The 21,778-nt window shown below is 47.5% G+C and carries 14 protein-coding genes and 2 tRNA genes; 13 read left to right on the forward strand and 3 right to left on the reverse strand.

Annotation, left to right across the window (positions count from 1 at the left end):
• The 8 genes from HMPREF3190_RS05055 to rarD form a co-directional block, all read left to right on the forward strand.
• The coding region (locus tag HMPREF3190_RS05055; protein ID WP_449676266.1) for a ribosomal RNA small subunit methyltransferase A at positions 1–589 on the forward strand (589 nt) is incomplete at its 5' end.
• A gap of 580 nt (positions 590–1,169) precedes the next feature.
• On the forward strand, positions 1,170–1,691 hold the full coding sequence (locus tag HMPREF3190_RS07315; protein ID WP_082715177.1) for a Veg family protein: 522 nt from the start codon (positions 1,170–1,172) through the stop codon (positions 1,689–1,691).
• A 155-nt stretch (positions 1,692–1,846) separates the two neighbouring features.
• A tRNA-Ala gene (locus HMPREF3190_RS05070) sits at positions 1,847–1,922 on the forward strand.
• Between the two features lie 421 nt (positions 1,923–2,343).
• Complete coding sequence (locus tag HMPREF3190_RS05075) at positions 2,344–2,598, forward strand: hypothetical protein (RefSeq protein WP_066780993.1); 255 nt, start codon at positions 2,344–2,346, stop codon at positions 2,596–2,598.
• 57 nt (positions 2,599–2,655) lie between these two features.
• Positions 2,656–2,880, forward strand: coding sequence for a hypothetical protein (locus tag HMPREF3190_RS05080; RefSeq protein WP_066780995.1), 225 nt, complete (start codon positions 2,656–2,658; stop codon positions 2,878–2,880).
• A gap of 239 nt (positions 2,881–3,119) precedes the next feature.
• Positions 3,120–4,964 (forward strand): NAD(P)-binding protein, encoded by a 1,845-nt coding sequence (locus HMPREF3190_RS05085; RefSeq protein WP_449676268.1) that lies wholly within the window; start codon positions 3,120–3,122, stop codon positions 4,962–4,964.
• On the forward strand, positions 4,957–8,160 hold the full coding sequence (gene fdhF / locus HMPREF3190_RS05090) for a formate dehydrogenase subunit alpha (RefSeq protein WP_082715178.1): 3,204 nt from the start codon (positions 4,957–4,959) through the stop codon (positions 8,158–8,160). The genes HMPREF3190_RS05085 and fdhF overlap by 8 nt, the downstream gene beginning before the upstream one ends.
• A gap of 704 nt (positions 8,161–8,864) precedes the next feature.
• Complete coding sequence (rarD, locus tag HMPREF3190_RS05100) at positions 8,865–9,755, forward strand: EamA family transporter RarD (RefSeq protein WP_066780999.1); 891 nt, start codon at positions 8,865–8,867, stop codon at positions 9,753–9,755.
• A gap of 44 nt (positions 9,756–9,799) precedes the next feature.
• Here the strand turns inward: rarD and HMPREF3190_RS05105 are convergent, their stop codons facing one another.
• Positions 9,800–10,462, reverse strand: a complete 663-nt coding sequence (locus tag HMPREF3190_RS05105; protein ID WP_066781001.1) for a phosphatase PAP2 family protein — start codon at positions 10,460–10,462, stop codon at positions 9,800–9,802.
• 45 nt (positions 10,463–10,507) lie between these two features.
• On the opposite strand from HMPREF3190_RS05105, the gene HMPREF3190_RS07665 reads away from it, so the two are divergent.
• The 3 genes from HMPREF3190_RS07665 to HMPREF3190_RS05125 all read left to right on the forward strand — a co-directional run bounded on the left by HMPREF3190_RS07665 (position 10,508) and on the right by HMPREF3190_RS05125 (position 17,571).
• Complete coding sequence (locus HMPREF3190_RS07665; protein ID WP_449676271.1) at positions 10,508–10,804, forward strand: hypothetical protein; 297 nt, start codon at positions 10,508–10,510, stop codon at positions 10,802–10,804.
• 52 nt (positions 10,805–10,856) lie between these two features.
• Positions 10,857–13,535 (forward strand): leucine--tRNA ligase, encoded by a 2,679-nt coding sequence (leuS, locus tag HMPREF3190_RS05115; protein ID WP_066781307.1) that lies wholly within the window; start codon positions 10,857–10,859, stop codon positions 13,533–13,535.
• Between the two features lie 316 nt (positions 13,536–13,851).
• Positions 13,852–17,571 (forward strand): cell wall-binding repeat-containing protein, encoded by a 3,720-nt coding sequence (locus HMPREF3190_RS05125; RefSeq protein ID WP_066781006.1) that lies wholly within the window; start codon positions 13,852–13,854, stop codon positions 17,569–17,571.
• Between the two features lie 169 nt (positions 17,572–17,740).
• Here the strand turns inward: HMPREF3190_RS05125 and HMPREF3190_RS05130 are convergent, their stop codons facing one another.
• Together HMPREF3190_RS05130 and HMPREF3190_RS05135 are read right to left on the reverse strand one after the other, a co-directional pair.
• On the reverse strand, positions 17,741–18,574 hold the full coding sequence (locus tag HMPREF3190_RS05130) for a YdcF family protein (protein ID WP_066781007.1): 834 nt from the start codon (positions 18,572–18,574) through the stop codon (positions 17,741–17,743).
• A gap of 75 nt (positions 18,575–18,649) precedes the next feature.
• Positions 18,650–18,724 (reverse strand) — tRNA-Val (locus HMPREF3190_RS05135).
• Positions 18,725–19,047: 323 nt separating this feature from the next.
• On the opposite strand from HMPREF3190_RS05135, the gene cpaB reads away from it, so the two are divergent.
• Together cpaB and HMPREF3190_RS05145 are read left to right on the forward strand one after the other, a co-directional pair.
• Entirely contained in the window at positions 19,048–19,884 is an 837-nt protein-coding gene (gene cpaB, locus HMPREF3190_RS05140; protein WP_066781008.1) for a Flp pilus assembly protein CpaB, read from the forward strand.
• Positions 19,885–19,919: 35 nt separating this feature from the next.
• Entirely contained in the window at positions 19,920–21,773 is a 1,854-nt protein-coding gene (locus tag HMPREF3190_RS05145) for a nucleotide-binding protein (protein ID WP_066781009.1), read from the forward strand.
• The last annotated feature ends 5 nt before the right edge of the window (positions 21,774–21,778 follow it).

Genomic DNA, 21,778 nt, shown 5'->3' on the forward strand with positions numbered 1-21,778 from the left:
CGCGAACACCGATGAGCTTCTCAATCAGCTTCCCAACAAGCTGATCAGCAATTTGCCTTACGCGGTAGCTGCCACGATTGTGCTTGATTATTTCACGCGATTTCCGTTGTTGCGCAGTGCTACCATTATGGTGCAAAAAGAGGTTGCGCAGCGTATGTGCGCGCAGCCGGGCACCAAGGCTTATGGGGCGTACACTGTTAAGTTATCCCTGCTTGCGCGGCCTGTTGGCATGTTTTCTGTGGCGCCGTCAAACTTTTTCCCCGCTCCTCATGTGGAAAGTACGGTCATTCGCCTTGATCGGTTGAGTGTGCATGATGCACCCTATCAGCCTTGTGAATTGCCTGCCATTCAGCGCGCAATTGAAGCGGCGTTTGCAAACAGGCGTAAAACTGTTTTTAATTCAATGCGTACTTTTTTTGCTGGGTGTAACAACAGTGCCAGCAAAACAGATGCGCGCGGTGTACTTGCAAATAACTTGTTAGACGCGTTGCATGTTGCCAACATTGCACCTGATGTTCGTGGGGAAACGCTCTCTTGCGAGCAGTTTATTACGTTGGGAAAAGCCTTGTTAAGCTGTGGTGTTGTTTAGTAGTTATGCTTCCTGCATTGTTAGCGCGCATTGCTACTTTTTATGCACGATTTTTAAGCTTGCACTAAATGTTTGTACACGGTATTATAAGTGCGCTCCTAGCGAGTATGCGCGCGCCTAGTGCTCCTAGCGAGCAGGTGCTGTTTTTTGATGTTCAGGTTAAAAATATCATTCATGAAATAATGCTGGTTTACAGTGTTGCAGGTTTACCAACACTGCCATACATAGCTGTACCTGCTCTATGATTATCTCAGTTCTATGCAGGTATGCTTCCAATATGTGCAGAGGAAGTGAAGTATAGGTACGCAATTGGTGCGCTCGTTAAAGGTAGGTATGTGCTCGTTTTAATGACGCGTTCATGTAATTATCGGCTTATCATACGATACAAGCATTTGTAAAAGCGCAGGAACAGCTTATATATGCGCAGCTGCGCACTCTTTGCACCTATTCCTTTCTTGTTTCTGTTCGTTGTTTGTGTTATGTGGTAAAATAATACGGCTATTTTTGTAGGGTAGCTCATAGTGTGTACACGCACTGCGCCTTGCATAAACATATCTCTTCTTGAAAGAAAGTTTTACCTATGAATTTGGAAGAACAAGCTAAAATTATCGACACTATTCACGATACACTTGCTACACATCTTGGAGAAAAACTGCAGGTACGAGCTAATATGGGGCGTTCAAAAATTGTAGAACTTGAAGGCACGCTTGCTCAAATTCATCCTCGTTTGTTTATTATTGACGTTGAGCGTAAGCGCGGACGTATCGCGCGCCAATCGTACCAGTATGTTGATATTTTGACTGGTATCGTGCAATTGTATCAAGATGATAAGGCGCTCTTTGAACCATTTGTTGACGATCAAAGCGATATGGGTTCGCATTTGGTACAGTCGCTGCTTGAAGCCGATTTAGCTGATGATAGTTCTGATTTGGATGATGAGCCTGATGAGGCTGATATGATGAGCGATACCGATGCACTTGATGTTGATGATAGCATTGATGACGATGCTGATGTTGATGTTGATGCGGATGATGATACCTCAGATGAGGATACGAGCTTTCATGATGATGCTTCTGCTCATATTCGTAGCAGAAAAAAATAAGGCTATTTTGCATACTTGCGCAAAAGGTAATTGACAAATTGCGCTGTAATGCAGAAAATACTAGTTACGCATTCGAGCATGCGTGCGTTTAATCGTCTGAGTGTTTATTATTTGGGTGTTTGAGCGTTGTTTTTGTAAGCTTGAATGTAGTTTGTGGGGATGTAGCTCAGTTGGGAGAGCATCACGTTCGCAACGTGGGGGTCGTGGGTTCGAATCCCATCATCTCCACCACAACTTCTTTAATCTTCTATTCATTTGACCTGCGTAAATATTATTTGTAACCATACTTTCTATCGTTGGATAACACTCATCGTAACTGATACTGGAAGTAATACTTAACGGACGTGCTCAAAGGCTTTACATGTGTGCCTATGCCTAATTTTTTAGTAAAACGTGCTTAAGACAACGCAAGCATACGAAGATGGTGCACGCGCTGTAATTGGTTTTACCAGGTAAAAGGCTATTTTGGCGATGTGTTTAGTACTAACAATATAAAAGGTAAAAATCCATTTTTTTGAATCTCAGGTTAGCAGAGCGTATAATCCGAGCAAAGTTTTAAGTGGTGTCAGATACGATTCAGTCAGAACTATGAAGACCTCTCATCTAAGAATCAGTGATAGAGCTAAAAATCCGTATGGGCGATAGGGTAGTCATGATTTCTTTTGAACAAGCAAAGAAAAAAGCACAAGATAGCGTGAGTAATTTTCAGGAATTTGATTTGTGTGTCGAGCACGATAACGCTTTCGTGTTTTACAGTGGCAGCGATTGCGAAGATGAAAAGCCTGTTATTGGTGGCTACACCTCACCCTTTATTGTTTGGAAAAAAGATGGGTCTATCGATTTTGGTTTTGCAGCAGCGATGTTTGATGATACGTTAGGCAACGAATTAAAAGAGACGAAGCTTTAACCATTAACCTTTGAAGGCACTTAGCCGAGAATGTGTTTTAAGGTTTAGGAGGTAATCATGGTTAATTATGAGCAAGCGCTATCTATTGCAAAAGACCTTTTAGGGAAAGTCGATACATATTGTGAGTATAAAGACTATTATGTGTTTTCCTATCACACTCCCGTAGAACAGATATCAGGTGCGAATGTTGTTGCTATAGAGAAAAAAACTGGGGAAGCCTATAGCTTTATTGGAGTAATTACAAAGCTTGGGAAAATACTTCGCGAAGGCAAGGTGCGCTAAGCTTGGAAAAACGCTTCGCGAAGGTAAGGCCTTGTTGTTCGGGCTGATGTTCGGCTTATTGCGCCTACACTCTGCTTCATCATAGATATTGCTTAGCAATCTATACCCATTTCTGCATACTACGCATAGGGTAGGTGACCACAAAATGCCAAATCGGCACCAATTCCGCGGTCGTGACCGTATTCCGCAGTTCAATATGGCACAATATAGCGCATAGAACCAAAAACCAGGGAGGGGGTTTGACATTGGCTCAGCTTTCTATTGCGCCACAATCGCCTGATGATGCGCAGATTGCGCAATTTTTAGAAGACTTCGAGCGCCGCGTTCAAACAACTCCTCCAGGCATGTGCCCTGTTCAGCTGCAACTTAACCAGGTGCAAGCCGGTGCCGCGCAAACGTGCGGCAAATGCATTCCGTGTCGCGACGGATTGCCCCAGTTAGCAGCCTTGTTGCACGACATTGTTGCGTGCACGGCTAGCCCCGAAACGCTTGATCAGGCGCGCGAGCTGGCGCAGCTTATCAGTGAAACGTCCGATTGCGCTATTGGGTATCACACAGCCGACGTGTTTCTGCAAAGTCTTCAGGCGCACGAATCGGAGTTCAACGCGCACGTTCAGCAGCATGCGTGCCAGCCTACTATCGAGCAGAAAGTTCCCTGTGAGGCACTTTGTCCTGCTCATGTTGATGTTCCAGCATATATTGCGCTGGTGGCACAGGGAGATAACGCCGCTGCGGTAAACATGGTTCGCAAAGACAATCCGTTCCCGACAGCATGTGCGCTGGTCTGTGAGCATCCGTGCGAAATTCGCTGCCGTCGGCGGCTAATCGATGCGCCTCTTAACATTCGTGGCATCAAAAAGTACGCGTGCGATAATGCGCGTTGCGATACGGTGCCTACTCCCGTGCGCAATGTTGAAACGGGGCGAAAAATTGCCGTCATTGGTGGAGGTCCTAGCGGGATGACCTGTGCTTATTTTGCATCGTTGATGGGGCATCGCGTAAGCGTGTTTGAGGCGCGCAAATCGCTGGGCGGCATGATGCGCTACGGCATTCCGGCGTATCGCTTTCCACGGGAACGTCTTGACGAGGATATTCGCGGAATTCTAAAGGTTGGCGGTATTGACGTTCACTATGAAACACCTGTTGATACGCCTCTTTTGCATGAATTAGCGCGCGATTATGACGCGTTGTACGTTGCCATTGGCGCGCAAGCAGGAAAAACGCTCGATTTGCCCGGTGCGGATGCGCAGGGTGTATTCTCGGCGGTGCAGGTGCTGGAGCGCATTGGCGATGGAGATTATCCAAACTACCAGGGGAAACGTGTTGTTGTTATTGGTGGCGGTAATGTTGCGATGGACTGCGCGCGTACGGCACTTCGTGCGAAGGCGTCTGCGGTAACGGTGGTGTATCGTCGCAGGCGAGAAGACATGACCGCACTTCCTGAAGAAATTGATGCAGCTGCTGCTGAAGGTGTTGAGTTGTTGATGCTGGCGGCGCCTGTTGAGATTTCCGTTGATGAACAGGGTGCATGCAAGGCGCTTATTGCGCAACCGCAGATGATTAGTACTGTGAAGCGTGGTCGCCCGGCGCCCGTTACTGCGCTGCGTCCGCCGCTTACCATTCCAGCTGACGTTATTTTAATTGCTGTTGGGCAAGATATTGTAAGCGCGCCGTTTGAAGCGTTCGGTATGACTGCTACACGCGGTCGTTTTACTGCCGATGAACATCTTTTGGCGCCAGGGCTTCGTAATGTGTTTGTGGGCGGCGACTGCCAAACGGGGCCCGCAACCATTATTCGTGCTATCGGCGCAGGTAAGGTGGCTGCTCGCAACATCGATCACGCGCTTGGGTACAGTCATACCCTGCCTTGCGACATTGTGGTGCCAACGCCCGCGCGCAACAATCGTACGGCAACGGGGCGTGTGAACGTGCCCGAGCGGTTGGTGCGTGATCGCAAGCACGATTTTCTTGAAGTTGAGCTTGAGAACACTGAGCAGGAAATTTTGCAGGAATGTTCGCGCTGTTTGCGCTGCGATTATTTTGGTTGCGGAACGCAAAAAGGGGGGAGGATTCGCTATGAATAACACTGTCTCAAAGGCAAACGAGTCGCGTGTGAGCAGCACTGGCGCGCTGTACAACGGTGTTGACGCAGTTGGTGTTGACGCAGCTGATGCTGGTGTCGCGGATGCGAAAACGTGTGCGGCTGATGCTGGTATCACAGGCGCGGCTGCTACTGGCGAAGCTGGTACTGCCAATTTGCCTGCTGATCAGGAAATACATGTGCGCGTAACAATTGACGGGCACGTGCTGGACGTTCCTTCCACAAGCACCATTGTAGACGCCGCTGAACGCGCGGGAATTTCCATCTCTACCTTGTGTTATTTGAAGAAGTTGAACGCGATAGGCTCGTGTCGCATTTGTAGTGTTGAAGTTGCGTTTGTGCGCGACGATACTTCCACGAATGCGCAACCTGAGGGCGTGCAGGCTTCCGTTCCCCAGCTTGACGAGCTGTTTGCGCACGCGCAGCTTATGCCAGCGTGCAACACTAAAGTGCAAAATGGGATGCATATCCGCACGCAATCGGCGCGTTTACAGAGGTATCGCCAGCAGCTGTTACGTTTGCTGCTGCGTACGTATCGTCCGAATCCGCAGCGTTTTGCGCACGATTTTGTGCCGAATGAGTTTGAGCAACTGTGCATGCGCGAGGGTATCGACATTTCGTATTTGTTTCCTGAACAGGTAGAACGTGGCGGCGTGCAGGTATGTGCCAGCGGCCAGCCCGAACTTACCACCAAGCAGGATAAACCCGCCTCTGAACAGAGCGAACCAGCGAAATCGTCCCACGAAGCCGCTTGCGTTCTTCCCTTTGAGCAGGACGCACATCCCCACGCTCACCACCAAGCTTCCGCAAAACGTCAGCCGTGCATTGACACATCGCCGTTTCTGTCGTTCGACCCCAACATTTGTATTCGCTGCCAGCGCTGTGTTGCCGCATGTAACGAAGGCGCGGGTAATCACATTTTAGGAACGCAGCATCACGGCACACGCACGTCAATTTTAGCGCCGTTCGGAAGCGATTGGAACACAAATACCTGCGAGAGCTGCGGTTGCTGTTCCGCGGCGTGCCCCACAGGCGCCATTTCTGAAAAAGCAACGCTGTCGTATGCGCACACAAAGCTTAAAAAAGTGCGCACTACCTGCCCACATTGTGGCGTTGGCTGCCAGTTCAATCTGATTGTGAAAAATGGTCGCATCGTCGATACCGAAGTGGTGTCAGGGCCTTCCAACCAGGGCTTTTTATGCATTAAGGGCCGCTCGGCGTCGTTTAATTTTGTGCATTCTGCCGATCGTCTTTCGACGCCACTCATCAAAGACAAGGCCACCAACACGTTTCGCAGCGCCACGTGGGACGAAGCTTTAAATTATGTAGCGGCGCGCCTTGGTAGCATTCGAGATGAGTACGGCGGCGATGCGATCGCATCTTTTGCCTGTTCACGTTCCACAAATGAAGACGTGTACATGATGCAGAAAATGACGCGAACGGTGTTTCACACGAATAATGTCGACAGTTGCGCGCGCGTTTGACACGCACCAACCGTTGCCGGTCTGGCAGCTACTCTTGGTTCGGGCGCAATGACAAATTCCATTCCCGATGTAACTGAACAAGCAGACGTCATTATGATGGTGGGAACGAATGCCGAGGAAGCGCATCCTGTACTGGGTATGCACATCCGCCGTGCCGTTGAGCGCGGTGCGCGTCTGATTGTTGTTGATCCGCGCACAATTCGCTTATCCGCGCGTGCTGATATTCATTTGAAGCTTCGACCTGGGACAAATGTTGCACTGTTCAACGGGATGACGAACATTCTTATTCAGCATAATTTGATTGACGAAGAATTTATCGCCCAGCGCACCGAAAATTTTGACGAACTGAAGCGTGTGGTTGCTGCGTATACGCCTGAACGTGTTGCCGAAATTTGTGGAATTGACCAGCGCATGCTTGTTGAGGCTGCACTGATGTATGGCCGCGCGAACACCGCTGCTATTATGTATTGCTTGGGCGTTACTGAACATACAACGGGAACCGCTGGCGTGCTTTCGCTGTCGAATTTGGCCATGGCAGCAGGCAAAATTGGGCGTCCAGGCTGCGGCGTGAACCCTCTGCGTGGGCAAAACAACGTACAGGGTGCATGCGATATGGGCGCCAACCCCGACAACTTCCCTGGCTATCAAAAGTTCACAACGCCGGGCGTGTTCGAGAAGTTCGAAAACGCGTGGGGCGTGTCGCTGAATCGTACGGTTGGGCATTACGCAACTGACCAGTTCAACCGCGCTCTTGAGGGTTCCCTGAAAGCAATGTATATCATGGGAGAAGACCCAATGCGCACCGACCCCGATATTGCGCATGTGATGAAAGCCCTGAAGGCGCTTGATTTTTTGGTTGTGCAAGAGCTGTTCATGACAGAAACAGCGAAGATGGCCGACGTAGTGTTGCCGGGGTGTAGTTATGCCGAAAAAGAGGGCACATTTACGAACACCGAGCGCCGCATTCAGCGCGTGCGAGCTGCGGTTCCTGTGCATGAAGGCGCGCGGCTTGACACTGACATTTTCATTGATGTGATGAACCGCATGGGGTATCCGCAGCCACATCTAACGGCAGCGGAAATTATGGATGAAGTGGCGCGTCTTGACCCTGCGTATGGGGGAGTTTCGCATGCGCGTCTTGACAGCGCTGCGTGCTATAACGATGGATTGCAGTGGCCTGTTCCTACGAAAACATCGCCCTCAACAGCAATTTTGCATGTTGGCGCTTTTACTCGTGGGCGTGGCCTGTTCAAGCCCGAGGAATATCGCGCACCTGCTGAAACAGCTGATGCGCGCTATCCGATTATCATGATGACAGGGCGCGTGTTGCACCAATACAATGCGTGTGCGATGACAGCGCGCACGAAAGGCATCAATGAGCTGGGCGATTCGTCGTTTATCGAAATCAATACCAGCGATGCCAGCCAGTTGGGCATTGAAGATGGCGACCGTGTGCGCGTGTGTTCGCGGCGTGGCTGCATTACGTCAAGCGCGCGTGTGTCAGACAAAACAACGCCCGGACATGCGTGGATGCCGTTTCACTATGAAGATGGCAACAGTAACTGGATTACAAACGGAGCTTTGGACGATCATGCTCGCGTGCCTGAATATAAAGTGTGTGCAATCAATGTTTCGCGCGCACCTCGTTCGGCGGCGCATGCTGGCGACAAGGCTCCATCCGTTCCCGCGCCATAAAAATTGTTCCCTCAACACTTTGAAGAAATGTCGATTTTCGGCAAAAATAACTTTGAAGAAATGTATGTTTTTGCCAAATGCTACTTTGAAGAAATGTCATTTTCGCATGTCATAACGGTGCATGTTCATGCATGATATAAGTGGCTTGTCGTTCATGCTTGAAACAAAGGGGAATATCATTGCTTTCCTATTCAGATATTGCATAAATGCATTGTTTGTGCACGAAATATAAGCTGGCTAATTGTGCTGTGAACAGGTATTTTTTTCCGTTGGGCAGGCGTGTACATTCATTTACTTGTCAACATTAAGGAGTGTTTGTATATGATAAAGGCGCACGGTCATACCTGTAAGAGACACATCCACCTGTATTTTCTATTAAGTGATCAGTATCTTTTATATGTCTAGAGGGGATCAACTCGTTTTTTCGCAAAAGTATGTTCCATTGATGTATTGCGTGTTTCTCGTGTATGAGCGGCGGAATTTATGTTAAAAAACGTTAAACGCTGTATGTAAGGCGCACCGCCTGCTGCTATCAACGAACATGTGCACTGCGACCAACGAGCATATACACCGCTTGTAACGCGCACTGACCGCTTCTTACAATGCACTTTTGCGCTGCGACCAACGTGTAGTACCCGCTGTTACCAATGAGAACGAAGTGACCTAAAACGCCAGATGAAACTAAACATATCGACCGTGGTTGCATGAGTAAGCAAGGTCTCATTGCTGGGTTTGCATGCTATTTTGTATGGGGCATTCTATCAATTTATTGGAAAAGCCTCGACGAAGTGAATTCCTACGAAATTATTGCGCATCGCATTTTGTGGTGCTGTGTGGTAACGTTTGTGGTGTGCAAGCTGCTTCACATTGACGTTCTGCGCCTGTTCAAGCAGAAACGCGCGTGGTGTATTTTGGTGCCTGCGGGCTTTCTTTGCGCTCTGAATTGGGGTTTGTACATCGCGGCCGTCAATGCTAATCATATCATTGAGTGCTCGATGGGCTCGTATTTAAATCCGCTGGTGAATATGTTGTTCGGCGTGCTGTTTTTCCACGAACGACTGAGTGTGGTAGAGATTATTGCTATCGTGCTATGCGGTGTTGGAATTTTGTATTTCACGGTTGATTATGGTTCATTCCCGCTGATTGCCATTGTGTTAGCGGTCACCTTTGGCTTGTATGGAGCGCTCAAGAAAAAAGGCGCGTATCCGCCTGTGAGTGCCATTGCGTTTGAGTCGTTTTCGGTAACGCCAATTGCGCTGGTTATTCTTGTATTTATGGCTCAGCAGGGAACATTGACGTTTTTATCGAGCCTTTCTACTCCGCACGATATAGTGGTGAACATCATGCTGCTGGGGGCAGGTGCTGTTACGGCGTTCCCGCTGATCCTGTTTGCGAGTGCTGCCAACTCAATTCCGCTTACGACCTTAGGTTTCTTGCAATACATAAGCCCTACTATTCAGCTAGGTATTGGCGTGTTTTTGTTTGGGGAAGAATTTAGTATGGCACATGCTGTATGCATGACGTGCATTTGGATTGGTTTGCTGCTTGTTGCACTTCATTCGCTGCGCAGAAGCAGAACGCGCTCGGTGGTGTAGCTGGCGCTCGTTGTACGTGGGAATGTGAGAACGGCTCGATGCCGTTAGAATAGCGTGAGCCACAGCGCGCACAGAATTGCTTCAACGATAAGCGCAAGAACAAATCCAGCAATAACATCTTGTATCATGTGAACAATCCCAAGCACGCGAACCGCACAAATTACCAGTGCAATTACGCTTTCTACCAGCGCAAATACCAGCATAACGTCAGCGTATTGTGCATTTGTAAAGAGCGCCATGCACACGCTGATACCCGCAATCGACCACGCGCTGAACGCGTGTTTTCCAGGAAACGACTTACCGCGTTTTACGTTTGCGCGCGTGGCGTCAGTGGTGGTGTCGGTGGCAGCGTCGCCAGAAATCAGCGGCGTTACATCGAGCGTTTCTGCAGGTCGGGGAGCATTTATAAGAGAGCGCAACGCCGTTCCAACAAAAAAACTGAGTGCAGGGATAACGATATAAGGCGCCAATAACGCCGGCTGCTTGCACAAAACAAAGCCTCCCGCTGCGTAAAGGAGTGCCTGCGCAATAGTGATACTTTTATCAAATACGTGTAGCGCATGTTGTTTAGAACGTGTGTTGAAAACGGAGCTTGCAAATTGAAATATTGTGTAATTGATATGGGGAAATGCTCGCCCACGCGCCACCTCATGCGCGCAGTTCGCACCTTTTTCGTGGAGCACATCGTGTTCGTTTTGTTCATTCATGATTGGTTTTCCTAAACTGCCCCGTGTTATTCGCTTGCGTTCCCGATGAAAATGATCCAATTCAGTATTTATATTCGTGCCAGCCCTGCAGCAAGCCCTCATTCGCACCAGCTCTGCATTAAGCCCGCACCCGTTCCCGCAGCCGTTTCCGCAACTGTTCCCGCAGCCGTTCTCGCAACTGTTCCCGCAGCCGTTCGCACAAACGTTGTCGTATTGTTCGCTTATAATACCAAGCCGCTGCACGACACCGTATTAGTATCTGTTACCAAGTTTGCACGTACATCAGTTTCTTTGCGCAATTTTTTTGACGCGCGAAATGTTGCGCCCATTGCGCGCCGTTAAGAGTACAATAATGCGTAATTATACAAGCTCAACCAAAGGAACTGTCATGCCCATGAAACCTTATAATCCTCATGAAATTGAACCTCGCTGGCAACAGAAATGGGCAGACGAGCAGCTATATTCTACCAAAACACCCGCGTCAGTAACCTCAAAAAAATATATTCTGGAAATGTTCCCGTACCCATCAGGTGATATTCACATGGGACACGTCCGCAACTATACTATTGGGGATGTTGCGGCTCGGTTTGCGCGCATGCAGGGAAACACAGTACTGCACCCGATGGGCTGGGATGCATTTGGATTGCCTGCGGAAAATGCCGCCATCAAGCGCAAAAGTCACCCTGCTACTTGGACTTACGCAAATATCGAAACGCAAAAAGCCTCCTTCAAGCGTATGGGCTTTTCGTACGACTGGGATAGGAGTGTTGTTGCGTGTGACCCTGAGTATTATCGGTGGGGCCAGTGGATGTTTTTGAAGTTTTGGGAACGCGGTTTAGTTGAGCGTCGCAAATCGCCGGTGAACTGGTGCCCGCAATGCAATACGGTGCTTGCAAACGAGCAGGTTACCGAGGGAAAATGCTGGCGTTGTTCCTCGGAAGTTGAAAAACGCGACCTTACGCAATGGTATTTCAAAATCACAAACTACGCTCAAGAATTGCTTGACGATTTAGATAAGCTTACGGGCTGGCCCGAGCGCGTAAAGCAGCAGCAAGCAAACTGGATTGGCCGCTCGGAAGGTGCTGAAATCGATTTCGTATTGTGCGATGAACAGGGCCAAGCTCCTGAAAATCCTACGGAGGACGACTTCATTACCGTATTTACCACCCGCGCCGATACGCTGTTTGGGTGCTCGTTTTTTGTGTTGGCGCCCGAGTATGAAGGCTTGGCTCAGCTGGTTGAAAATTCGCCCTACAAGCAGGATGTTTTAGCGCTTGTTGAGCAGTCGAAAAAGGTGTCGGCGCTTGAGCGCGCTCAGGGAAATCACGAAAAGCACGGCGTATTTACTGGACGGTACGTGGTAAATCCGATTAACGGCGATAAAGTTCCCGTGTGGGTAGCCGACTATATCGTGGCAGATTACGGTACGGGCGCTGTTATGGCTGTTCCATGTGGCGATAAGCGCGATTTTGAGTTTGCGCGAAAGTATAACTTGCCTATTATTCCCATTATTTTACAAGAGGACGACCCTTTGTATCCGCAGCTCAAAGACGAGCAGCGTCGTGTTGTGTGCAGTGTCGATTGGCAAGACGCGAACGAAGCAGAGGGCGTTTTGGTGCAGTCGGGGCCGTATACCGGTTTGCGCGGCGGTAAACATTCACGTGCTGAACAGGTAATGGTTGCCGCACTTCAAAGCATCGGGCGCGGACGTCGCAAAGTGGAGTATCGTTTGCGCGATTGGCTTATTAGCAGGCAGCGCTATTGGGGCAATCCGATTCCGGCAATTCACTGTAAGAAGTGCGGTGTTTTACCTGTTCCCGAGGCTGATTTGCCAGTTATGCTTCCGAAAGACATCAATTTAGCACAAGGTGAAACACTCGCAACGCATGAGAGTTTTGCTGCGTGCACATGCCCGAAATGTGGTGCGCCTGCGCGTCGCGAAACTGATACGATGGATACATTTACCTGTTCAAGCTGGTATTATTTGCGCTATACCGACCCACATAATACTCACGCGCCGTTTAATGCGCTTGACGCGAACCGCTGGATGCCAGTTGATCAATATATTGGCGGCATCGAACATGCCATTTTGCATTTGCTGTATAGTCGTTTCTACACAAAAGTGCTGCGTGATATGGGCTTAGTGTCGTTTGACGAGCCGTTTTTAAATTTACTGACGCAAGGCATGGTTCTTGACGAACACGGCGATGTAATGTCGAAGTCGAAAGGCAATGTTATTGCTCCTGAAGACATGATAGCTTCGTATGGCGCCGATGCTGTGCGCGCATATATCCTGTTCATGGCGCCGCCCGACAAAGAGTTGTTGTGGAACGAAGACGGTTTGGCTGGTTTGTACAAGTTTTTAAATCGCGTGTGGCGCATTTGTTTCGACTTGCTGCATCAAGCAGGCGAGAGTTCGCTTTCTAATGCAGCACAAGCGGGAAAAGCGACTGATGAGAAGCATGTTCAGGCCTTGGTTGACGAGCTTACGCGTAAACGCCATGAAGTTGTTCAAAAAGTGGCAACCGATTTCGAGCGCAACAGTTTTAATACTGCTATCGCAAGTATTATGGAGCTTTTGAACACCGCATCGGATTATTTGCATGATGTGCCTGCTGACCAGCGCAATAAGGCTTACGATCGCGAGATTGCATCGTGCATTATTCGTATTCTTGCACCTGTTGCGCCTCATATGTGTGAAGAACTGTGGGCTTGCGGTGGCTTTAGTGCGCAAGCGAGTGCGGGTGCGGCTGGCGGTGCTGGTACTGCTGGCGGTGCTAGTGACGCTGGTGTGGCTGGCAGTGCTGGTGTGCAAGCGAGCACACAAGGTGAACAGTGGTCGGTGCATGTGCAGCCATGGCCCGATTTCGATGCAAAGCTCGCCAAGCGTCAGCAGCTTGAATTAGCTGTTCAAGTGAATGGAAAAGTACGTGGTCGCATAACGGTTGATGCTGATAGCGCAGACGACGTTGTGAAAGAAGCAGCGCTTCGTGAAGTTGCTGCTTGCATTGACGGACGTCAGCCGAAGAAACTAATCGTTATCAAAGGCCGCTTAGTGAGCATTGTGCTGTAGCGCTGCGTTTCCGCTGGCGTGCGTATGCGCGTGGGTGGTTTCAGTGCCGTGTGCGGTGTCGTGCGCGTAGGTGGTTGCGGGGCCGTGTGTTGGTGGTGGTCCCGTACGCCGTGCGCGGTACGTTTTCGCTGGTGGTGGTCCCGTACGCCGTGCGTTTGCATTCTTTACAAGGTGCGGTTTGTTCTTGCGCTCTGCGCTGCTGCCTAGCGTTGTAACCAATAGGGCTGAGTATTTTACTTTGCTTATAGAAGAAGCTATACTATAAAAGTTATAGCTTTAGGTAATGAATTTAGCAAAATGTAAGGTGGGGTTTATAGTGAGCAAAAAGCGCATAGCACGTAACGTAGTTTCTGCTGGTTTGTGCGCTGTTCTGGTTGGCAGCGGTGTTGCAGTATCGAGCATTTCATACGTGGCGGGGGAGGGTATACCCTCTGCGCTTGCTAGCACACCAGATGAAAATACCCCCATTACCTTTAAGGATCCCAATTTAAAACAAGCTCTGTTAAGGTCATTAAAAAACCCGGATATGCGTGTTATTGCGTCTAGCGCTACTGAGATCACCTATGCGGATGCGAAAAAAGTAACTGAAATGACGGGAGCTTATAATTTATCCCACTCAGGGATAACTGATCTTTCAGGGCTTGAAGCATTCACAAATCTAGAAAAACTTGAGTTTCCGACCAATCAGATTACCGATTTAACACCCCTTGCAAAACTTACTAAGCTTAAACATCTTGTATTTAACAAGATTAATGAACATGGAACAAAGCCGCTTGACTTAGCACCCCTTGCAAACCTTACCAATCTGGAATATCTGGACATGGCAAAGAACCATATCGCCGATTTATCGCCTATCAAAAATCTTACTAAGCTTACATATTTAAATTTTATTCAGAACGACATTACATCTATTGAACCTCTGAGAAACTTAACATCGTTAACGCGGCTATATCCAAGAGCCAATAATATTAAAGATATTTCTCCGCTTCAGGGCTTAACCAAGCTGACAGAAAAACCGAACTTTAAAGGTATGAATATAGCGGTTAGCGTATCTGGTTCGTCTATCGATTTATCGGAACATATTAAACCGTGGGATGGTACTAAGATTACTGTAGTTGATGGCGCATATGATCAAAGTACCCACATTGGAAAACCTTCGGGAACTAAAAACACTGCAATATTTACGTTTTCAAATTACAGTACTGCTGAATTTACTGGTACGATTACCGTTACATTTACTGGCGAAAAGGAACTTACCTTTCCTGATGCAAATTTGAAAAATGCACTCCTTAAGCTCCTTAAATCACAGCATATTATTAAAGATGATGCTACTAAAATTACCGATGTAGATGCTTCTAAAGTAACCGATTTGTCAGGCCTTGCAGGTTCAGATGCCACTCCACTTAATGAAAAGATTGCAGATTTAACTGGGCTTGGATACTTTAAAAATGTAACCAAGCTTTCTCTTAACAATCAAAATATTAGCTCGCTTGAAAAAATTGCATCGTTAACAAAGCTTAAGGATCTTAATGTAAGCAACAATAAGATTAGCTCTGTTGCACCTTTGAAAGATCTTTCGGCGTTGAAAAATCTTAATGTAAGTAACAATATGATTAGCGATGTTACTTCCTTGAAGGATCTCTCAAAGTTGGAGAAACTCGATGTAAGCAACAATGCAATTGTTGATGCAAATATGTTTTCTAGCTTTACGCTTTCTGGTGAAGCGATTACCTTAACGGGCAATAAAATTGCTGTTCCGTTGCCAGATGCTGTTGCTTCTAAAGTTAACGACGCAAAAAATCAAAGTGTGTTGGTAGAGGCAAAAGAACTTACTGCTACGCTTGAAGGAAACTTGGTTGGCATTAATCCTGATCCTGATGTTGCTGATCTTGCGTGGACTACTGCTCAGCAAGCAGGCTCCGATATTGTTCCTGCAAAAGCGACACTTACCAAGATACCTGCTAAGCCGAGCGATGTTGCGTTTACTCTTAAAAAGAATAAGTGGGAAGCAACCTATCATGTGAATTTCCAAGCTGCTATTGACAAGCTGCATGCAAGAGTGGCTGCTGCCGGTGGTACGCCAGAGGAAAAAGCTCAAGTAGATGGTATGATCAATAAAGCGGGCACGAATTTATATAGCATTGAAGTTGCTATTTCTCTGCTTGGACATGTTCAATCAGGTGATACGCAAACTGACCCTACCATAGAACAGGGCTCCACCCAGTTAGAAAAGTTGCTTAATGGTGCTGATGGCATAAAAGCGACTGAAAATTATAAGCAGGCTGATGATAACTTAAAATCAGCTTATGACCAGGCGATTACAGACGGAAAAGCAATTTATGATAAGCTTTCGTCGACTCCTGAACAGGTAAAAGCAGCTGCTGAGGCGATAACAAATGCGCTCAGTGCTCTGAATGGTGATGCAAACGTCAAGAAAGCAAAAGATGATTTGCAAACCAAGCTTACTGCAGCTCAGCAGTCGATTTCTGACTTGCAAGGAAAGCTACAAACAGCACAACAGCAAGCTGCCGCAGCACAGGCTAAAATTAACGAGTTGAACCAGAAGATTGGTACCCTCAACGGTCAGATCACCACGCTTAATCAGCAGGCAGAAGCGCTTAAAACAAGCAATACGCAAAAACAAGCAAAAATTGGTGAACTAAGTGCACAAGTCAATCAATTAACGGAACAGGTTGCTCAGCTTACTACCGATAAACAGGGATTACAAAATCAGCTTACCGCTGCACAAGCGAGCGTTCGCGACCTTACAACAAAGCTTGATACCGCTAACGGGAAAGTTCAAACGCTTACTAATGATCTGAATACAGCTCAGCAACAGGCACGCGTTGACCAAGCAACTATTGCTCAAACTCAGCAGAAAGTTACTGAACTAACACAGCAGCTCAGCGCAGCCACAACCGAAAAACAGCAACTTGTTGCTGATAATACCCAAAAGCAAGCAAAAATCACCGAGCTTACGGGAAATATTACTTCACTGAATGATAAAATTGCAGCACTTCAAACTGAAATTGCAAATTTGAAAAAAGCTCAGGTTACGCCTCCATCTGGGTCGCATAATGAGGGTGGCGGTACTACTGGTCAGGGCACTGCTTCAAATCATGCTATTCAATCGCTGAAACGCGTATGGGGTATCACTGCTTATGACACGATGCGTACTATCAATAGCATTGCTTTTCCTGATAGCTCACAATATGCTGTGCTTACTACAGGAGAAAGCTATTGGGATGCTCTGTCTGCAAGCGGACTTGCTGGTAAATTGCAAGCTCCCGTGTTGCTTACACAAGGCGCATCGCTTTCCGAACAAACACGCCTTGAACTTGTGCGCTTAGGTGTTCAAAAAGTGTATATATGCGGTGGTGTTAACGCAATTAGTAAATCGGTAGAGGATGAGCTTGCCGCGCTTGGCATTGCTGTTGAACGCGTTGCAGGTGCACGGGCAAGTGATACCGCCAATGAAGTTGCGCAGCATCTTGAGCAGACTGACGAAGCATTTTTAGCAACAAGCTGGGGATACGAGGATGCCCTTTCGGTTGCTCCTTATAATTACGCCACTAAGAAGCCACTCTTTTTAACCGATTACACAACGGGATTGCTTGATGAAAATACCCTTGCAGCGATGAAAGCACAAGGTATTACGCGTATTCACATTGTAGGTGGTACGTCTGTTGTGCCACAGGCAGTTGAAGATCAGCTGCGTGAACAAGGCATTCAAATTGACCGTATTGCTGGAGAAACGGCTTATGACACGTCTATTGCGCTTGCCGATTTCTTGCTTACGAAAGGCATGCATGCAAACAATGTAGGTGTTGCAACAGGGTGGGGATTTGCCGATGCGCTTTCGGGAGCTGCACTTTGCGGCAAGAACAATTCAATTTTGTTACTCGCCGATGCTTCCAATGTGCGCGCTGTAAAGGATGTTATCGAGCCTCACAAATCTGACATTACAAATGCATACATCTTTGGTGGAGAAAAGGTTGTTGCATCGACGGTATATGAAGCGATTAGTGAGTTGTAGTTCCTGCTTGTAGGTGCGTTTGAGACACGGGCTACGGCTTGCATCTGATTGTTAATGCGTGCTGAGTGAAAACGCGTTCTCGTTCATAAAAAGCGGAAGAATCTATAAAAACTTGCAGTTCAAAAAGAGCTGCAAGTTTTTATAGTTGCAACAAAGCCCGTTGACATTGCTACTTTTTTACATGAAAAAGCGCTTGCAGGATGTCTTTTGTTCGTGCAGGAATTTCGCGCAATTCATAGAGCTGGGCCTTTTCGTAGACGCCTGTATCAGCGCTTAAGCCAACGCATTGTACGCCAAGCAGCGTACCTGTGCTGATAGCGCGCGCAAGATGGAATTTTTGACTTACAATAATGCACTGCTTAACGTGATAGCTATACGCAAGATGATACATGCTTGCATAGGTGGTGTATCCGCGTTCGTCAGTAACAATGCGCTGTTCAGGAATGCCATGTTCCACCAAATACTGCTTCATAACAGCAGGTTCATTATAGTGCGCTTCGCGACCATCACCACTGACGATAATTGTTGCATCGGGTTGTGCATGGTACATTGCTACAGCACTGTTCAGACGATCGCGCAAAATCGGTGAGGGTGTTTTGTTGGGATTGACTGACGCGCCTAACACAAGAATAACACGCGAAGATGAAAGGGTGCCTGTTTGCGCACTTGACATGGCATTACTTTGCTTGTTATGCGTTTCTGTAGCAAAAGGTGCAGGAGAGGATGTATGAGAGGGCGTATCGCGTTGCAGCACCTTATCGCTATGAGAGGTGTTGTTGAGTTGTGCGTTGTCGTTGATCAGGCTGTCGTTTTGCAAATTTTGTATCGTGTCAAGCGTGTAAATATGCGACAAGCTATAAAGTATAGCAGCGGCGTTTGTGGTAACTACAAGGGCACATCCAAGTCCCAACACGAAAAAGCAGGTGAGTACAACACGCCGTATACCTCGTAAAACAGGGGAAACAGGAGTACTTGCTAAGGTATGAGATTTCTGCTTACGCATAGTAAACTTACGCACCTCTATACTTATAATGCACATGCTAATAAAAAAGGCCACCAATGGCGGCCTGAAATTTCATGGTGGTCGATGCAGGATTTGAACCTGCGACCTTGTGCTTGTAAGGCACCTGCGCTCCCGCTGCGCCAATCGACCATGCGTCTTTCGACGGGTAGTTATTTTCTCATAAGCTCGCATGAAGTGCAAGCATAAATTCAGAATTTCATACTAGAATGTGTTATTTCGTAAGTGAAACATGCTAAAGTAGCGCATTCTTTCCATTCGATCGCAGCTGCATAGCGTCTTTTTGCTACCTGTTTGGCGCGAACATTGCGTCTTTTCCCACTTAAAAGCAGCCGTATGACGTCTTTTTGACGTGTTTTTGCCGCATATTGGCGTGTTATTGGCGTCTTTATGGCGTATTTTTCGCGTGTTTTCCTTGTCATACTTGCTGCAGGCGCTTAAGGAAAGGTCATATCGTGCTTAAACGAAAACAATTACTTCTTGCATTGCTATGTGCTGTCATTGCTGGTGTGTGCGCGTTTATGTTTTTTCATAATGTTCAACAATCAGCACAGGCAGCTCATCAGCAGCTTCTTAGTAAATACGGTGGTGAGCACGTTGCTATATGTATGGCGCGCCGTAATTTAGAACCTGGCGAAATAGTACATGCACGCGATGTTGAAGTAAAACATACACTTGCGTCGTTGGTTCCTGAAGGGTGTTTTACAACGCCAGACGAGATTGTTGATAGAACGCTTACCGCTTGTGTTGTAAAAGGAGAAGCTTTCGTTAAGCGCCGTTTTGCGCCTGATGATACTGCGCTGCGTGTACCGGTTGGATGCGTTGCAGTGAGCGTGCCGTTGCGTTCAAGTGCTGTAGCTCTTGATCTCGTAAAACCTGGAGTACACGTCAATGTGTATGCCACAGGAGAACAATCGAGTGTTTTGTTAGCACAGCGCGTGTTGGTACTTGCTTCTGCAAGCGTTAATCAGAAAAGCGATAGTGCTGGTGCGCTTGCTTCGTGGATAGTAGTAGCAGTTCCGCACAGTAAAGTACAAGAGTTCGTGTCGGCAAGCAAGAAAACGCAGATGACAGTTGTGTTACCAAGCTCTGATGAAGATACGAACGCGCCTGAACATGCTTCGACTAGAGAACCAGAAAACGCACGTGAAAATGCGTCAGAAGATACACGCGTCAACGAAAATGCGCCTTCGCGCGCAAACGCACCAGCATCCGTGTCCACACGCTCACCCGTGCCTGCCACTGGATTCGCACCTGCTCCTGCACATTCCGATCTACTCTACCAGCAGTAAGTACATTGTTTAGTTCTTAAAGAAAGGAAACGCTCATGAATGCAATCGCTCCTTTACTTTGTGCGTCACCTTGTACCGTTGCACGCTTGCAACATCACTATAAGGGGCGTTTGTACATGCAAGCTGGAGGCGTACGCATATGTCATTCTTCGCAGGAGTTATTTGCATTGCTGGAAAATTTTTCATGTACAAGTGTGTGGATACTCGATCCACGTGATATTGAGCCTATTAACGTTGCAGCACGCGTTAAGCACATGTACCCAGATGTGCGTGTTAATTTAGTGTCATCGCACGTAGGTGGTTCGTTAAGATCGCGTGCCTATGCCGCACATATTGATGCATTATGGGATTATGCGTTATTTTTCAAGAACTTAAATTCACGTTTGGGTATCACTGGTGCGGATCAGTCAAGCGCACCGACCAACAACAATCTTCACATTGAATATACCGATCAAGCAAGTGTATTAAGTAAAGATAGTATGCGCGTTGATTGTGCTAATCAATCGAGCGTATCGCTTAGCGACAGTGCGCACGAAGAGTTTCTGGATGGACCGTTACAGAGTAACACGCACACCGATGACAATATCAAGTGTTTATGTGACGAAGCACTGCCAGCTACCGAACTGCCTAGTTTTCCTGAAAACTTTTATTGTCCTGATGAAGAAAGCGTACAAGAACAGGGAGATACTACGAAAGAATGTATGCAAGAGCAATTACGCGATACTCAGCATGATATATCGATGCAACTGCCTGCATGTTCACAAACGAATACGCACAATATAAGCACAGTGTTTATGCCTGATCATAAGACTGTGCACTCAGCATCTGATATGAATTCCACACGCGTAGCACACGTATCGCAGAGCACACATCCTTCATCGTGTGATATTCATTTTTCAGGCAACGTAATATCTCTTATGAGTGGTACAGGCGGCTCAGGTAAAAGTACTCTTGCAGCGCTGTTAGCTTTATACGCAGCACGGAGTGGTAAACGTTGTGTTTTGCTTGACGCATCATTGCAGTTTGCTGATTGCGCAGCTCTTTTAGGTATTGACAATCCTACGAGCTACGCATCAATGTTGCGCGTACTTGGCATAGCCGATCCCGCATATCAACATGGGTGTACTTCGCAGAGTTCTCCCGATTCGTCTGTAGTGCCAACTCATATGCCTACACAACCTTTTCCGTTTACGTTTGCAACATCTCACGAGGTGTCGCCGTATGTAAGATCTGCAACGTCTTGTTTATCTGGCGACAAACCTGTTGCAATGTGTAATATGAAGCACGAGCACACTGCAACACCACATATCGAAACTGAGAAGTTTGCGCAGCATATGCAAGATGTAATGCGTAAGCGTATGCCGTTGTGTGTTACGTTGGGCGCATCTTTGGAATTGGCTGAGCTGTACGAACCTGTTCTTCCTGTATTGATTGAAGCACTCTCAGAGGTCTTTGATGTGGTCATTGTTAACACGTCAAGCTATTGGAGTGATTTCCATGCCTTGCTTTTAGAAAAAGCTACCCACTCGCTTATGATTATCGATCAGCGTGTACAGTCGCTTAATTCTGCATGTCAGGTTGTTGATTTGTGTACTCGATGCGGCATTCCAACGCATTCCATTCATTATATCTTGAATAAGTATACGCGCAAAGGGTATATGTCGGTCGAGCGCGTAAAGCACGCCTTAGGCGATGTTAAGGTGCACAGCGTTAAGTATGGCGGTGTCGATGTAGAGGAAAAGCTACTTGCGCGTGCAGGCGCAAGCGCGCTTGAACGTAAAAATCCTCTGTGGTGTGGCATCGAGATGCTTGCACGCGATATTATACCAACGCACGCTCCACATTCCATATCCTTGGATGATTCTGCGCTCGCTACTTTGGAAGAGTGAGGTTG

This window comes from Umbribacter vaginalis (assembly GCA_001552935.1).
GTDB classification, from domain to species: domain Bacteria; phylum Actinomycetota; class Coriobacteriia; order Coriobacteriales; family Eggerthellaceae; genus Berryella; species Berryella vaginalis.

Excerpts from the sequence above, each read along its gene's own strand:
- HMPREF3190_RS07315 (WP_082715177.1), top strand. The coding sequence starts at position 1,170 with ATGAATTTGGAAGAACAAGCTAAAATTATCGACACTATTCACGATACA.
- HMPREF3190_RS05075 (WP_066780993.1), top strand. The coding sequence starts at position 2,344 with ATGATTTCTTTTGAACAAGCAAAGAAAAAAGCACAAGATAGCGTGAGT.
- HMPREF3190_RS05080 (WP_066780995.1), top strand. The coding sequence starts at position 2,656 with ATGGTTAATTATGAGCAAGCGCTATCTATTGCAAAAGACCTTTTAGGG.
- rarD (WP_066780999.1), top strand. The coding sequence starts at position 8,865 with ATGAGTAAGCAAGGTCTCATTGCTGGGTTTGCATGCTATTTTGTATGG.
- HMPREF3190_RS05105 (WP_066781001.1), bottom strand. The coding sequence starts at position 10,462 with ATGAATGAACAAAACGAACACGATGTGCTCCACGAAAAAGGTGCGAAC.
- HMPREF3190_RS07665 (WP_449676271.1), top strand. The coding sequence starts at position 10,508 with ATGAAAATGATCCAATTCAGTATTTATATTCGTGCCAGCCCTGCAGCA.
- leuS (WP_066781307.1), top strand. The coding sequence starts at position 10,857 with ATGAAACCTTATAATCCTCATGAAATTGAACCTCGCTGGCAACAGAAA.
- HMPREF3190_RS05130 (WP_066781007.1), bottom strand. The coding sequence starts at position 18,574 with ATGCGTAAGCAGAAATCTCATACCTTAGCAAGTACTCCTGTTTCCCCT.
- HMPREF3190_RS05145 (WP_066781009.1), top strand. The coding sequence starts at position 19,920 with ATGAATGCAATCGCTCCTTTACTTTGTGCGTCACCTTGTACCGTTGCA.